Annotated in this window: 15 protein-coding genes; 4 read left to right on the top strand and 11 right to left on the bottom strand. The window is 44.1% G+C overall.

Annotation, left to right across the window (positions count from 1 at the left end):
* Positions 1-17: 17 nt before the first annotated feature.
* The 6 genes from cysG to ACZ5O6_RS05245 form a co-directional block, all read right to left on the bottom strand.
* Positions 18-1,403, bottom strand: a complete 1,386-nt coding sequence (gene cysG, locus ACZ5O6_RS05270; RefSeq protein ID WP_447090780.1) for a siroheme synthase CysG — start codon at positions 1,401-1,403, stop codon at positions 18-20.
* Between the two features lie 12 nt (positions 1,404-1,415).
* Positions 1,416-2,729, bottom strand: coding sequence for a serine--tRNA ligase (serS, locus tag ACZ5O6_RS05265; RefSeq protein WP_447090779.1), 1,314 nt, complete (start codon positions 2,727-2,729; stop codon positions 1,416-1,418).
* Positions 2,730-2,775: 46 nt separating this feature from the next.
* Complete coding sequence (gene crcB / locus ACZ5O6_RS05260) at positions 2,776-3,153, bottom strand: fluoride efflux transporter CrcB (RefSeq protein ID WP_447090778.1); 378 nt, start codon at positions 3,151-3,153, stop codon at positions 2,776-2,778.
* A 91-nt stretch (positions 3,154-3,244) separates the two neighbouring features.
* A complete protein-coding gene (locus tag ACZ5O6_RS05255) occupies positions 3,245-4,618 on the bottom strand; it encodes a replication-associated recombination protein A (RefSeq protein ID WP_447090777.1) in 1,374 nt (457 codons plus the stop codon).
* A gap of 63 nt (positions 4,619-4,681) precedes the next feature.
* Entirely contained in the window at positions 4,682-5,335 is a 654-nt protein-coding gene (gene lolA, locus ACZ5O6_RS05250) for an outer membrane lipoprotein periplasmic chaperone LolA (protein ID WP_447090776.1), read from the bottom strand.
* Between the two features lie 103 nt (positions 5,336-5,438).
* Positions 5,439-7,784 carry a DNA translocase FtsK gene (locus ACZ5O6_RS05245; RefSeq protein WP_447090775.1) on the bottom strand — a complete coding sequence of 782 codons (2,346 nt, stop codon included), beginning with the start codon at positions 7,782-7,784 and terminating at the stop codon, positions 5,439-5,441.
* A 309-nt stretch (positions 7,785-8,093) separates the two neighbouring features.
* On the opposite strand from ACZ5O6_RS05245, the gene trxB reads away from it, so the two are divergent.
* A complete protein-coding gene (gene trxB, locus ACZ5O6_RS05240; RefSeq protein WP_447090774.1) occupies positions 8,094-9,038 on the top strand; it encodes a thioredoxin-disulfide reductase in 945 nt (314 codons plus the stop codon).
* 126 nt (positions 9,039-9,164) lie between these two features.
* Here the strand turns inward: trxB and ACZ5O6_RS05235 are convergent, their stop codons facing one another.
* From ACZ5O6_RS05235 to ACZ5O6_RS05225, 3 genes are all read right to left on the bottom strand, one after another.
* Positions 9,165-9,944, bottom strand: a complete 780-nt coding sequence (locus ACZ5O6_RS05235) for a WecB/TagA/CpsF family glycosyltransferase (protein WP_447090773.1) — start codon at positions 9,942-9,944, stop codon at positions 9,165-9,167.
* 374 nt (positions 9,945-10,318) lie between these two features.
* The gene (locus ACZ5O6_RS05230) at positions 10,319-10,477 is read right to left on the bottom strand and encodes a YqaE/Pmp3 family membrane protein (protein ID WP_447090772.1); all 159 of its coding nucleotides are present in this window, start codon (positions 10,475-10,477) and stop codon (positions 10,319-10,321) included.
* 114 nt (positions 10,478-10,591) lie between these two features.
* Entirely contained in the window at positions 10,592-10,975 is a 384-nt protein-coding gene (locus tag ACZ5O6_RS05225; RefSeq protein ID WP_447090771.1) for a DUF4345 family protein, read from the bottom strand.
* 62 nt (positions 10,976-11,037) lie between these two features.
* Between ACZ5O6_RS05225 and aat the strand changes: the two genes are divergently transcribed.
* The 3 genes from aat (at position 11,038) to infA (ending at position 12,880) form a co-directional block, all read left to right on the top strand.
* Positions 11,038-11,724 carry a leucyl/phenylalanyl-tRNA--protein transferase gene (aat, locus tag ACZ5O6_RS05220; RefSeq protein WP_447090770.1) on the top strand — a complete coding sequence of 229 codons (687 nt, stop codon included), beginning with the start codon at positions 11,038-11,040 and terminating at the stop codon, positions 11,722-11,724.
* 59 nt (positions 11,725-11,783) lie between these two features.
* Positions 11,784-12,530, top strand: coding sequence for an arginyltransferase (locus ACZ5O6_RS05215; RefSeq protein WP_447090769.1), 747 nt, complete (start codon positions 11,784-11,786; stop codon positions 12,528-12,530).
* A gap of 131 nt (positions 12,531-12,661) precedes the next feature.
* The gene (gene infA / locus ACZ5O6_RS05210; protein ID WP_447090768.1) at positions 12,662-12,880 is read left to right on the top strand and encodes a translation initiation factor IF-1; all 219 of its coding nucleotides are present in this window, start codon (positions 12,662-12,664) and stop codon (positions 12,878-12,880) included.
* A gap of 99 nt (positions 12,881-12,979) precedes the next feature.
* Here infA and clpA read toward each other — a convergent pair whose 3' ends face one another.
* Together clpA and clpS are read right to left on the bottom strand one after the other, a co-directional pair.
* Positions 12,980-15,256, bottom strand: a complete 2,277-nt coding sequence (gene clpA / locus ACZ5O6_RS05205; RefSeq protein ID WP_447090767.1) for an ATP-dependent Clp protease ATP-binding subunit ClpA — start codon at positions 15,254-15,256, stop codon at positions 12,980-12,982.
* A gap of 28 nt (positions 15,257-15,284) precedes the next feature.
* A complete protein-coding gene (clpS, locus tag ACZ5O6_RS05200) occupies positions 15,285-15,674 on the bottom strand; it encodes an ATP-dependent Clp protease adapter ClpS (protein WP_447090766.1) in 390 nt (129 codons plus the stop codon).
* Positions 15,675-15,895 lie beyond the last annotated feature (221 nt).

Here is a 15,895-nt window from a genome sequence, read left to right as displayed (position 1 = left end):
ATCAGTCTTTAAGTAGACTATTCTGCTTCGTACCAGTTCAATGTGTGATGCAAACTAACAACACCACCAATAATCAGTAATGTTGGCGCTTCCACGGTTTGTTGTTTTATCAGTTCCGGGAGCGTATTGATCGTACCAATAATGACGTTTTGTTGTGGCGTTGTACCCTTCTCAACCAGGGCAGCGGGCGTTTCCGGGTCACGACCGTGCGCCATTAACTGCTTACAAATAGGCTGTAAGTTCACAAGCCCCATATAAAAAACAAGGGTTTGATGAGCATCAAGCAATGATATCCATGGAAGGTCAACATTGCCCTCTTTTGTATGCCCCGTAATAAAGCGTACTGATTGCGCGTAGTCACGATGTGTTAGAGGAATACCTGAATACGCCGCACAACCCGAGGCAGCAGTAATACCGGGTACCACTTGAAACGGCACATTGTTTTGCGCCAGTAATTCGATCTCTTCACCGCCACGACCAAAAATAAACGGATCACCGCCTTTTAAGCGCAGTACCCGTTTGCCTTCTTTCGCTAAATCCACCAAGCGTTGATTAATTTCTTGTTGGGGTACGGCGTGATCACTGGTGCGTTTACCCACGTAAATACGATCGGCGTCACGACGAACAAGGTTCATCACCGCATCACTCACCAAGCGATCATAGAGCACGACATCTGCCTGTTGCATTAAGCGCAGAGCTTTAAAGGTAAGCAAGTCTGGATCACCCGGCCCCCCCCCAACGAGGTATACCTCCCCGGCAAGATCGGCATCGGGATTATCACCGAGTAACGCTTCAATATCGTTTTTGGCATCATCGACTTTGCCTGCAAATATTTTTTCAGCAATATGGCTGGCAAATACTTTTTCCCAAAAGCGTAGGCGCTTAGCTTCCGATGATATTCGCTGCTTAACTCGCCCTCGAAACTCACGAGTGACTTTAGCCAAGGTGCCATAAGCCGCTGGAAAAATAACTTCTAACTTAGCCCGCATTTGCCTAGCAAGTACCGGCGCATCGCCCCCACTACTAATGGCGATCATCAGTGGTGAACGATCAACAATGGCAGGAGTAATAATGCTACACAGCTCTGGCGCATCAACCACATTAACCGGCAATCTTCTCGCTTGCGCTGCAACCGACACTTGTTGATTCACTTCTATATCATCGGTAGCACAAATAATCACAGCGCCTTGATCAAGATCACTGTCTTGATAGCAACGGAAGTAACATTGCCCGCCCCCCTGCTCGGCTAAGGCTTGTAGTTCATCTGTGATATAGGGTGCAACGATATGTAACACAGCGCCGGCTTTTGCCAGCAAACGCGCTTTGCGAGTGGCAATCGCACCCCCACCGATCAACAAACAATCACGCTGGCGTACATCAAAAAAGAAAGGCATGTAATTCATAAAAAGTACAACTTATTCCGGGCTTATAGCATCCACACCCATATACGACCGTAATACTTCGGGTATTACAATACTGCCATCCGCTTGCTGGTAGTTTTCCATAATGGCCAACAAAGTACGGCCTATCGCTAAGCCAGAACCATTTAAGGTATGCAGCAATTCGGTTTTTCCGGTATCAGGGTTACGGAAGCGAGCTTTCATGCGACGCGCTTGGAAATCACCAAAGTTACTACACGACGAAATTTCGCGATATTTATTTTGCGAAGGCACCCACACTTCAATATCAAATGTTTTCATTGATGAAAAACCAATGTCGCCACCACACAATACTACCGTGCGATAAGGCAACACTAGTTTTTGTAATATGGCTTCTGCACAAGCGGTTAACTCTTCTAGTGCTTGCATCGACTCACTCGGTTTAACAAAGTTAACCATTTCCACTTTTTCAAATTGGTGCTGGCGAATCATGCCCCGTGTGTCTCGACCATGGCTGCCTGCTTCGCTGCGAAAACACGGCGTATGCGACACAAACTTAATGGGTAACTGCGTATCGTCTTGTAATAACTCATCACGCAGTAAATTGGTGATCGGCACTTCTGCGGTAGGGATCAGATATAGTTCGCGCTCATCATTGGTTTTAAACAGATCTTCTTCAAATTTAGGGAGCTGACCCGTACCAAACAACGAATCGCGATTAACTAAGAAAGGCACATGAATTTCCTGATAACCATGCTCATTGCTATGCACATCGATCATAAATTGGATGAGTGCACGATGTAATCGAGCCACGCCTCCACGCATCACGGCAAATCGGGAACCGGTAATTTTACTACCAGCATCAAAATCTAAACTACTATTCAGACCTTGCCCACCAGTTTGCGACGCGGTGAGTTGTGCGCCTAGATCCACATGGTCTTTCACCTCAAAGTCAAAACTACGCGGCGTACCCCAACGACGCACTTCAACATTATCCTCTTCATCTTGGCCTTCGGGTACATCCTCGGCAGGCGCATTAGGCACTGCAATTAATATCGCCTCTAGCTGCTCTTGTAGACCTTTTAACTCTTCATCGGCTGCGGATAGTTGAGACTTTAGATGCTCAACTTCTTTCAGTAATGGCGCAATATCTTCACCCGATGCTTTAGCCTTACCAATATTTTTAGATTTACTATTGCGCTCTTGTTGCAAAGACTCGGTTTTAACCTGAATTACTTTTCGCTGCTCATCGAGCGCTTGTATCGTTTCTACATCAAGAATGAAGCCACGCTTTGCTAATGCTTGAGCAACGCCCTGTGGGTCGCTACGCAATAATTTGGGGTCTAGCATAATAATTTTCCGTACGTAATGTTAACTAAGTAAAGTCATTAAGGGATTAGTGAAATAATTGGGTACTAATATAAATACTTGCTGCTACTGCGAATAGGCAACCCACTAACGAGGCAAAAGCATAAATAACGGCATAGCTTGCTGAACCTTGTTGCCACAATAAAAAAGCCTCTAATGCAAACGTTGAATAGGTAGTAAATGCCCCTAAAAACCCCGTCATTAAAAAAGGCCGCCAATACGCAGCGACCCATTGTTTTTCGATCAATAATACATAGCACACGCCGATTAAAAAAGAGCCGACGATATTCGCCGTTAGCGTATCCCATGGAAACTGTTTAGCATGCACAGGAAAAATATACTGTGTGACCCCAAAACGCGCAAGCGCGCCTAAAGCGCCTCCTAGTGCAACCGCTAGCCAGATCATTGTTGAGCCGTACCAGCCTCTAAAATTTGATACATAACGTTTCCTTTATGGACGACATGCTTAGGAACAGTAGTAGAGCTAACGTCTAACGCTATTTTTTATAACGCTGCTGATCACTCGCCTTATCTTGCTCTCGCAAATACGCTAACTTGTCTTTAATTTTTGCCTCTAAACCACGCGGTACTGGCTGGTAGTACGACTTATCCGCAATCGCTTCGGGGAAGTAATTTTCACCCGCCGCATACGCGCCCTCTTCATCGTGGGCATAACGATATTCTTCTCCGTAGGCAAGATCTTTCATGAGTGCAGTTGGCGCATTGCGCAGATGTACTGGCACATCATAATCAGGCATTGCCGCTATATCCGCCTTCGCTTTATTGAAGGCATTATACACCGCATTACTCTTAGGCGCTGAGGCCAAATACAATACGGCTTGCGCAATGGCTAGCTCACCTTCTGGGCTACCTAAGCGCTCTTGTGTGTCCCATGCAGATAAACTGATCGATAACGCGCGAGGGTCAGCATTGCCTATATCCTCTACCGCCATTCGCACCACTCGTCTGGCTACATAGAGTGGATCACACCCGCCATCGAGCATACGCATACACCAATACAAGGCCGCATCGGGGGATGACCCACGTACCGATTTATGCAACGCCGAGATCTGCTCATAGAAAATATCGCCGCCTTTATCAAAACGTCGAATGTCTCCCCCCAAGACTTCTGCTAGGGTTTCTTGAGTAATGGCGGTATCAGAAAGGTCGCTGGCAATTTCTAGCAGGTTTAATGCTCGACGGGCATCGCCATTCGCCGCCTTAGCTAAGATAGACAACGTATCATCATCGCAGCTCAGATTGCGCTGCCCCAAGCCCTTTTCATTATCAGTGAGCGCACGAGTTAATAAGTGCGAAATATCGCTTTCGTCTAATCGACGTAATACGTATACCCGACATCGAGACAATAATGCATTGTTCAGTTCAAACGAGGGGTTTTCTGTCGTTGCACCAATAAAAGTAATCACACCGCTTTCTACATAAGGTAAAAAAGCATCTTGTTGCGATTTATTGAAACGATGGACCTCATCCACAAATAATAAAGTGCGCCGACCTGAGGTCTGCTGTATTAACTGTGCTTTAGCAACCGCCTCCCTAATATCTTTAACGCCTGCAAGTACTGCAGACAATGAGGTGTATTCTGCATCCACCAAGTGCGCCAACATACGTGCCAATGATGTTTTACCAACACCGGGCGGCCCCCACAATACCATCGAATGCAGCTGACCCTTCTCAATGGCCTCACGCAAAGGCTTGCCCTCAGCCAATAAGTGCTGCTGGCCAATGTAATCAGCTATAGTTTGAGGACGTAAGCGTGCAGCTAAAGGCATCAGCGAGTCTGCTGACGATGGCTCGTGTGTTATGGATGACATTGCCTGATGAGGCTCATTGTCAAAGAGATCACTAGTCATAATACTTTACTGTTGAGCACGGCTGTTTAGCACGAAAAATGGGCGACGACGATTGGCTGGCTCTCATTGAGCTTGAATCACATCAACGCCATCGGGAGGAGTAAAGGTAAATTGCTCATTGGCAATAGCTTGATTATAAACCCCCTGACTGAATGCAAACGTTGTCACCTGCCCTAACGAATCGTGAAGCTGCATGGATGCTAACTGGTCGCCGGTAAATTCGACCAACAACTGAGTAAACAGTGTTTGTGGCTGCTTAGGAAAAAGAGCAAAAACGGTAACAGGGTTATCGCTAAACACCTCGCTATTTGTCTGAGCATCGACATTCAGTTTTTCAACACGATAGGCGTCACTCACTTTATTCACATCGCCGCTCAATAATAATGCCGGTGTTTGAGAAATTTTTTCGTCATATGGCTTTACAGACACTTGTTCCAGATCTGGATCATAGAGCCATATAGTATTGAGATCGGACACCAATAATTGAGGAAAAGGTGCGGTGGTTTCCCAATAAAAATAACCCGGTCTTTTGAGGGAAAAAATACCCTTTGACGCTTGCAATACTTGCTCTTCGTCATCCACCAGCGTTTGCTGAAATTCACCAGAAAAAGTCGTTAACAATGCGAGCTTACTGGTCAGTTCACCCGCGTCATCAGCGTATACCTTGAAACCCAACAAAAGCAAAAAAATAAATAAAGTCAATTGCTTAAAAGACATAATTAAACCACTTTCTATTTTTTTATAATACATTTTTTACCCTGCTTTTTACACCTATAAAACGATCTACATGACCGCCTATATGCCCACCTATGTGAACACGTTAGCTTGGAGGTGGAGGGGCAATGACTTCGCGGCTACCATTATGCCCTGCTTCAGTAATCACTCCGGCGGCTTCCATGGTTTCAATCAATCGAGCAGCACGGTTATATCCAATACGCAACTTACGCTGTACCGAAGAAATGGACGCTTTACGCGTGTGCGTAACAAAGGCAACGGCTTCGTCATAAAGCGCATCGCTTTCATTGTCGCCATCTTCACTTTCTGCCGCCAAGCCGGGAACGGGTATCGAGTTAGCGCTTTCGTCGACAATACCATCAATATAATCAGGCTCTCCTCGACGCTTCCAGTCATTCACCACTTTATGCACTTCATGATCATCAACAAAGGCACCATGCACACGAATAGGCACACTGGTACCCGGTGGTAAATACAGCATATCGCCATGCCCTAGTAGCTGTTCCGCACCACCTTGGTCAAGAATGGTTCGAGAGTCAATTTTCGACGATACTTGGAAAGCAATACGCGTGGGTACATTGGCTTTAATAAGCCCAGTAATCACATCAACCGAGGGGCGTTGAGTCGCTAAGAGTAAATGAATACCGGCTGCCCTCGCCTTTTGGGCAATACGTGCGATTAATTGTTCCACTTTTTTACCCACAATCATCATCATGTCGGCAAATTCATCAATCACTACAACAATGGCTGGTAAAGTATCTAAATCAGGTGCTGTCGGCACTTCTTCACCCGCAATAAACTCTTCTTCTGGTCGCCATAGCGGATCAGGGATGGGCTCTCCGCGTTTATTGGCTTCGTCTACTTTGCGGTTATATCCTGCTAAATTACGTACACCCAGTGCCGCCATCAATTTGTAACGACGCTCCATTTCACCCACACACCAGCGCAGGCCATTTGATGCATCTTTCATATCGGTGACAACGGGGGTCAGCAAGTGAGGAATCCCTTCATATACTGATAATTCAAGCATTTTAGGGTCAACTAAAATCAAACGAACATCCTTCGGCGTCGATTTATAAAGCAAGCTCAGTAGCATCACATTGATACCGACTGATTTACCCGAACCTGTGGTACCCGCCACCAGTAAGTGAGGCATCTTGGCAAGATCAGCAACAATAGGCTCACCGGCAATATCGTTACCTAGTGCCAGAGTCAACGGGGATTTCGAATCATCATAAACCGACGACGATAACACTTGGGTCAAACGCACCATCTCACGGTGTTCATTGGGAATTTCGATGCCCACAACCGATTTACCCGGAATAACCTCAACAACGCGAACACTAACCACCGCCATTGAGCGCGCTAAATCTTTCGCAAGATTAGTGATACGGCTGGCTTTCACACCCGGCGCTGGCTGCAATTCGAATCGTGTAACGACGGGCCCCGGCAGTACAGACACTACCTCTACCGTCACACCGAAATCTTGCAATTTTAACTCTAATAAGCGAGACATCGCTTCTAGTGATTCTTCCGAGAAACCTTTGGCATGCGGCGCATCAGCAGGGTCAAGTAAGTTTAATGGAGGCAGCTCTCCCACAACCGGCGCATCAAACAAGGTAGTTTGCTTTTCTTTTTCTACTCGCGGACTCGGTTTAGGCTTTTCGGCAGGCTTTTCAATAATGGGGGGAATACGCTCTTTCATTTTCATCGCTTGTCGAACCACAGCATCTTGTCGCAATTTCACCGTGGCTTTAACTTGCTGGTCTTCTTGTTTTTTCTTGATATAACGCGCTGACCATTGGCGTACAAATGCAATCGTTTTTTCACTGGCTTGCAGGGTAACGCGACCAATCGCATCCACCAAACGTAACCACGATAATTCGGTATATATCGTCACGCCCAGTAAACCCATTGCCAAGAACAACAACGTAGCGCCAATAAACCCTAGCGCCCCTTCTAAAGCCTCTGCTAAATGAATGCCTAATAAGCCGCCCCCTGAAAAAGGCAGTGCGCTTTCTTGCCCTAAGGTTTGAATCGCAATCAACCCTGTGCCTGATGCAATAACCAAGAGCAAGCCCACAGCACGCAACACAAACAGTAAAGAATCAAACGGCGCGAGTGAATGGCGTTGCTTGAATGAGCACCACAAACGGTAGGCAATCATTAATGGGAAAAGGTAAGCAATATAACCAAAAAAAGAAAAGAAACGATCAGCTAGCCATGCACCTGTTGGCCCAAGGTAATTTTGAGCCACGGTATTGGTGCCCGTACTAGACCAGCCATTAGGATCGGCTGGTGAATAACTAACCAGCGCTAACAGCAAATAAATACATAGAAGTAACCAACCAATTAGCGCGCCCTCTTTTACGATACGTAAAATTAGCCGTTGGGCCGATGATGGATCACTTTTTTTAGCGCTGGCTTTCAAGTTATCTCCCAATTAATAAGGTATTAACATCTCAATAATGTATCGCTATAGAATATAACAACGCGATATGCGACAAAGAGCATCTCGTCTAGGCTACAAGTAAAATACGCTATAAGTCGCTTTGCGGCCATGATATTATGGCGAGCTATTGTAATGGCTACAGTTTTTTTTACTAGCGCAACTTATCCTGTGCAGCCGTGGGCATTGATAAAATAAAGAGTTCCCTGTTACAGGTGTGGTACATCATCACATACAAACATAAAATAAACGCTATCCACCTCTGCTGGTGACAAATACATAAGGTTGACAATGAACGTTAATAAGCACCATCGTTTAATTATTCTAGGTTCAGGCCCTGCGGGCTATACGGCGGCCATTTACGCTGCACGAGCAAATTTAAACCCTGTGGTGATTACGGGTATGCAGCAAGGTGGACAATTGACAACCACTACCGAAGTGGAAAATTGGCCCGGCGGTACTCATGATTTGCAAGGTCCAGATTTAATGGTGCAGATGCAACAACACGCTGAACGCTTTGACACTCAAATTATTTTTGACCATATCAACGAAGTGGATCTTAAGCAGCGCCCTTTTGTACTTAAAGGGAATGACACCTATACCTGCGATGCCTTAATTATTGCCACTGGTGCTTCTGCACAATACCTTGGGCTAGAATCGGAAAAAGCCTTTATGGGCAAAGGTGTAAGTGCCTGCGCCACATGCGATGGTTTCTTTTATCGCGATCAAAAAGTTGCTGTTGTCGGTGGAGGTAACACTGCCGTTGAGGAAGCACTTTATCTCTCTAATATCTGCAAAGAGGTTGTACTTGTTCATCGCCGCGATACGTTACGTGCAGAGAAGATCTTACAAAACAAACTATTTGATAAAGAAAAAAATGGCAACATCACCATTAAATGGAATCAAACCCTCGATGAAGTACTAGGCGATCAATCTGGCGTTACCGGTATGCGTATTAAAAGTATGCTTGATGATTCGCTCACTGAAATCGACCTACAGGGGGTCTTTATCGCCATTGGTCACAAACCCAATACCGATATTTTTAAAGACCAACTAGAAATGAAAGACGGTTACATTGTGATTAATAGCGGGCTAAACGGCAACGCAACCCAAACGAGTATAGAAGGCGTTTACGCTTCTGGTGATGTCGCTGACCATATTTACCGTCAAGCAATTACCTCAGCAGGTTCTGGCTGCATGGCGGCATTAGATGCGGAAAAATACCTCGACCAATAACCTTAGAAGAGACGAGCTGTGGTGCATTCTGAGCTAAATGGTTCGAAGTTGTAGAATGTATCACCGGCAAGAAACGATAAAGAGGCATTTAAGGGACGTAACCTCACTGCTTAAATACCATCCGATTTATTGATTTTTATTCTTCAGCATATAGAAAAAAAATTCTGGGATACCTATCACATACCGCCGAAACAACCGTTTCGGTTCAACACACAAACGATACAACCACTCAAGACCACAACGGCGAAAAACGGCTGGCGCACGCGAAAAACGCCCCGCATAAAAATCAATAATAGCACCGCCACAAATAATGAGCGTGGGCGTCGTTAGCGTTTGCATTAATTGCCGACTCACTCTTTCTTGCTTTGGCATCCCCATCGCCAACACTATGACCAAAAAATCATTACTTTCTACACACTGCTCTGCGCACTCTTTAGCTTGTCGAATATATACATCATCACTCTCAAAACCATTGAGCAATATACACTCACGCTCACCTAATAAAGAAGCAGAACCTGTCGATAGCCAAGGCTCTTCTGTACCAAAAACACAAGTACAACAATCACTTTTTACACGATAAATTTGGCTCAATAAAGCTGGAATAAAATCTGTTCCATTTAAATTGGCACCCGGATCACAATCATTATATTGACAAGCGAGCTTTATACCTGCCCCATCACGCAACCGATAAGTCAAATGGCTAAAATCGACCTGAACCTGACTGTCGCGATGCATAATGTTATAGGCGTGTTGATTAACAAAACCCACAGACGTGGGCTGGGTGACTTGGCTCAATGAATCAACAAACGGGCTCACACCGTCACTTGGCAACAAGGTTAACGAACGGATAATCGAATCTTTGACAGATGAATTATCAATGAATTGTCTATCAATATCTGGCGTCACTATATCTCCATTAACCTCGTCTCGTCATACCAAGTTTGACCTACCATACAATCACAACCTGAAGCCAGCAGATTCCGGATAAGCAAAAAACGCTTTCCAGAATGACGGGATCTTATTTTAGTTTTCATGCCGCTCCTTACCAGGAGACCATTTGCCATGAGATTACTTACTCATTGTTAGTGTGAAATATCATCAACTTTTATAACATTAACCGTACAATAATACCTGAAGTATACGGAGGCTCAAACCTACGAAACAGCAATAAATAAGTGCCTGTAAAAACAAAAAAGCGAATACGCTGAACAACGTATCCGCTTTAATAATGGTTATTCACCAACCGTACTTCTTATTGAGTGGTTCTTATTTAGCGCTTCTTATTTAGTGACAGTCCATAGGGCATGAACCATACCCGGGAAGAACATCAACAAACATAAGATAATATTGATCAAGAGATCTTTACCTACGCCTGATTTTAAGAAAACAGCCACGGGTGGCAAGAAGATAGCTAAGATAATTAAAACGATTTTATTCATACAATTCCCCGTAAATAGGTCTTATAACAAGATAGTTTTTATTGTTTTTTGCAATTACAACCCTGTTAGTTTATCAAGCATGAAGAATTTTGTAACGGCTTTTTATAGCAGACTTTATTCTCGTACTTTATTGCGTAAATAAATCACCCCAACAACGAATAAAGCCAGCAGCTCAAAGCCTAACTCCGGCCACATCGTCGGTTGATCAACGCCATCAAGCCATAAACCTAATGCGCGAGGTAACGCAAAACTAGCAAGAATCACCCATAGGGAAAGTAATATAGGACGTTGATCGCTACAGTGATAACCAAAATACATCAACAAACCACCAACCCCCATACAAAAGCCCGCTAGTACCCGGATAGTCGTTTTTGCCGCTAGTTGCTGATACTCAAACCCGTAGTAAGCTGCGACCGCGTCGGGGTAAAAACAGCCAATACATCCACAGGCGAGTAAAATAAGGCCGCCAATAATATTGGTGGATCGTGTCAGTTGCATTATGATTACCTCCTAGTACAGCCACTTTAACGGCTAAATGTTTTACTTAGTGAATACAATGTATGCTTCAACTCACATGGCTTGACCCTAACACGCCTAAATTTCCAAATACACAAACGGCATTAGCAGAACCCAATGGCTTATTAGCCGCTGGCGGGCAATTATCACCCGAATGGTTACTAAAAGCTTATTCGCAAGGCATTTTCCCTTGGTTCAACGAAGGCGAGCCTATTCTTTGGTGGTCCCCTTCACCACGTACTTTTTTGTTTATTGATCAACTGCATATCAGCCGAAGCCTACAAAAAGCCATCCGTAAAAGCACGTTTACCATTAGCTTCGACCGAGCTTTCGAGGAGGTCATGCTAGCTTGCTCAGAGCCCAGAGGAGAAGAGCCCGGCACGTGGATTAGTGAAGAAATGATTGAGGCTTATACACACTTACACCAACTAGGGCATGCACACTCTATTGAGGTATGGGAAGATAACACCTTGGTGGGAGGCCTCTACGGCATTGCGCAAGGCCGTATGTTTTTTGGTGAATCGATGTTCAGCCGCCGAAGTAACAGTTCAAAAATTGCTCTATTTCATCTGGTAGAACAATTGAAACAATGGCACTATGTGGGTATTGATTGTCAGGTGCACAATAATCATCTTGCATCCTTAGGTGCGAAAGAAATCTCTCGTCAAGCGTTTGAAATGCTGATTAAACAGCATGTAACCGGAGTCAACTGTCACTGGGGCATCGAATAAGTGTCTCCCATGGCTCAAGATAATTAAGCAGTAATTGTGTCCAGAGGTAAAATACCGGAATGACCAAACGAGAAGATACCATTGAAGCGATTGAAGAGGTCTCCGACTTAGAATCGTTACAGTTTTTCCAAACACAGCCTCATAGCTGTAGCTACCTCGATGATGAAATGGCATCCACTGTATTTCTTAATCCCAAACAGCACATTAACCGCTCGCTCTATTCACAACTTTCTGAATATGGCTTTCGACGCAGCGGTACACATATCTACAAACCCTTGTGCGAACACTGTAATGCTTGTATACCCATGCGCATTCCCGTGGCACTTTTCAAGCAAAGCCGCAGCCAAAAGCGTATATGGAAACGCAACCAAGATCTTAGCATCACCCAAGTAGACAGCATTGATACAGCAGAGCATTACGCGCTTTACGAAAAATATATTTCTTTGCGACACAAAGATGGTGATATGTACCCACCTTCTGAGTCACAATTTCAGAGTTTTCTAGGCTCACCTTGGCCTTGCGTTAGCTATTATGAGTTTCGTAATAAGGGAGCGTTGGTAGCGACGGCTGTGGCCGATATTATGGACAATGGCCTATCGGCTGTTTATACCTATTATAATCCCGCAGAAGACAAACGTAGCTTGGGCAGTTTCGCGATCTTATACTTAGTCGAAGAAGCCAAGCAACGTCAATTACCTAGTGTCTACCTAGGGTACTGGATAAAAAATTCCAATAAAATGAATTATAAATCAACCTATCGCCCGCTCGAAATTCAGTCAGGCAATCGTTGGGTACAGGTAAACTAATACCTAAAACAACAACCTTCGAGCCTTTATCAACAAACTCTAGCTAATTTCGCCAATACGCTTGGCTATTGATGGATTTTCAGGCAAAATGCAGCGCTTTATGACTACCCCGCTTAGGATACTTTTTTCGAATGGCAAAAGAAGACAACATTGAATTAGAAGGCGAAGTGATCGACACTTTGCCAAACACGACATTCCGCGTTAAGTTAGAAAATGGTCACGTGGTGAATGCTCATATCTCTGGAAAAATGCGCAAAAACTATATTCGCATATTAACGGGCGATAAGGTTAAAGTAGAAATGACACCATACGATTTATCAAAAGGTCGCATTACCTTCCGAGCACGATAAACTTTGTAGACATTTAGCGAGTGTAACCACTAGCGAGTCTGTTAACACCCATAAAAAAAGAGGCATATGCCTCTTTTTTTATGGGTGTTAACTATTCAATCAAACTGTTTCGAGCGCGTTTTCAAACTCAAAATTAATATCATCGTCTTCGACGGTGACGGTGACATCTCCACCATTACTTAACTCTCCAAACAATACCAGTTCTGCCAATGGTTTTTTGAGTTTTTCTTGGATTAGCCGCGCCATTGGACGTGCGCCCATTTTTTCGTCATAACCATTATTGGCTAACCACTCTCTAGCCTCACTGGTGACATTAAGATGCACACGCTTTTCATCCAACTGAGTTTGCAACTGCACAAGAAATTTATCAACCACGGTTTTGACCACATCTTTCGACAGCGCAGAAAACTGAATAACCGAATCTAAGCGATTGCGAAACTCTGGTGTAAACATTTTCTTCAGCGCTTCTTTACCGTCCGAACTATGATCTTGGTGCGTAAAGCCAATAGACGCTCGACTCATTTCTTCTGCACCTGCATTCGTCGTCATAATGAGTACCACATTGCGGAAATCGGCCTTACGCCCGTTGTTATCCGTCAACGTACCATGATCCATTACTTGCAATAAAAGGTTAAACACTTCTGGATGTGCTTTTTCAATTTCATCCAACAATACAATACTGTAAGGATGTTTGGTCACAGCCTCCGTTAATAAGCCACCTTGATCAAAACCAACATAACCGGGAGGTGCGCCAATTAAACGCGATACCGTGTGTCGCTCCATGTATTCGGACATATCAAAGCGGATCAACTCGACACCCATGGCATCAGATAGCTGACGACACAACTCTGTTTTACCCACACCTGTTGGCCCAGAAAATAAGAATGAACCAATGGGCTTTTCTTCGGCACCCAAACCTGCACGCGACAACTTAATCGATGTCGTCAGCGCATCAATACCTTCATCTTGACCAAACACGGTCATTTTGAGTGTACTGTCTAGTTTACGTAATTGGTCCTTATCACTACTGGAAATCGTTTTAGCAGGAATACGCGCAATTTTTGCAACAATATTTTCAATATCGTGCACACCGAGTTGCTTCTTACGCTTACTGGTAGGCTGTAATTGTTGGAAAGCACCGGCTTCATCAATCACATCAATAGCTTTGTCTGGCATAAAGCGATCATTAATATAGCGACTGGATAATTCAGCCGCAGAACGCAATGCGGTGTCGGTATATTTTACGTGATGATGCTCTTCAAAGCGCGACTTCAGCCCTTTAAGAATTTTGTAGGTATCATCAACCGATGGCTCGTTAACATCCACTTTTTGAAAACGACGAGATAATGCGCGGTCTTTATCAAAAATTCCACGGTACTCCTGGAAAGTGGTTGAACCTACACAACGCATTTCGCCAGAAGATAATAATGGCTTCAATAAATTCGACGCATCCATCACACCACCCGACGTGGCGCCTGCACCAATAATGGTGTGAATCTCATCAATAAATAAAATCGAATCTTTACGTTTTTTCAGTTCAGCCAACAACGCTTTTAAACGTTTTTCAAAATCCCCACGATACTTAGTACCCGCTAATAATGCCCCCATATCTAAGGAGTAAACCACACTATTTTCTAATACTTCAGGCACCTTGCCATCAACTATTTGCTTAGCGAGACCTTCAGCAATCGCTGTTTTACCAACACCGGATTCTCCGACTAACAATGGATTGTTTTTGCGTCGACGGGATAATATCTGCCCGACACGCTCGACTTCACTATCGCGACCAATAAGAGGATCAATTTTTCCTTCTAGTGCTAATTCATTAAGGTTGGTCGCATAACTCTCTAAAGGGTTAGTGCCACTGGCATTACCATTTTCAGCATTTTCTGCTGCATTAGTTTGGTCGCTTTCATCACTCGGACTCACCCCATCATCGCCAACTTTAGAAATACCATGCGTAATATAATTAACAATATCGATGCGCGCGATACTTTGTACTTTTAAGAAGTAGACCGCTTGGCTTTCCTGCTCACTAAACAGCGCTACCAATACATTGGCGCCCGATACTTCCTGCTTACCCGACGACTGAACATGAAAGACTGCACGCTGCAAAACACGCTGAAACCCTAAGGTTGGCTGTGTTTCCCGTTCACTATCACTCACGTCGAATAGCGGTGTTGTAGTATCAACAAATTCAATTAACTCTTTGCGCAATTCATCGACTTTTGAGCCGCAGGCGATAAGCACGGAAGAGGCTGAATCATTGTCTAATAAGGCAAGTAATAAATGTTCAACGGTCATAAACTCATGACGTTTTGATCTTGCATGAGTAAAGGCATCGTTTAGCGTTTGCTCTAACTCTTTACTTAACATAATACATCCTCAACATTTACTAAAAATTTTATTCATCTTCCATCGCATCTATTTCACACAATAGTGGATGCTCATTGTCTTTGGCACACTGATTAACTTGTGCGGCCTTTGTCTCTGCTATGTCTTTAGTATAGACGCCACAGACAGCTTTTCCTTCTGTATGCACTTGCAACATAACTTTTGTTGCTTGCTCTCTACCCATGCTAAAAAAGCTCTCTAATGCATACACAACAAACTCCATCGGCGTGTAATCATCATTTAACATAAGCACTTTATACATGGGGGGCTTTTTAATAACAGGTTCCGCTTCTTGTACCTGTAGGCTATCCCCATAATCATGTTGATGAATATCATCATCTTTACTTAATCTTAGTTGATGATTGGAAATTGCACCTAGATTTAATTGTGATAAGAACATTTTTTTAGGATCTGCTGGAAAGTTGTCATTGTGGCTATACGCGACTCTATGACGTTACGGATGAACAAAAGTTTGACATTCCGAACCGGTTTGCGTATAAATTAGGCGTTAGGCTGTTTTTTGAACAGCTTAACCGTAAAAACGGTCAATAATAATAACACGTAAACGCTTGTTCTAATCGGTAGTTTGCTACTCGATTAGCTAGCAGAACAAGAAGGAAG

The sequence above is a fragment of the Eionea flava genome, from assembly GCF_055393785.1.
The sequence above is the reverse complement of the archived record's forward strand: the minus strand, read 5'-3'. Positions and strand labels throughout refer to the sequence as shown.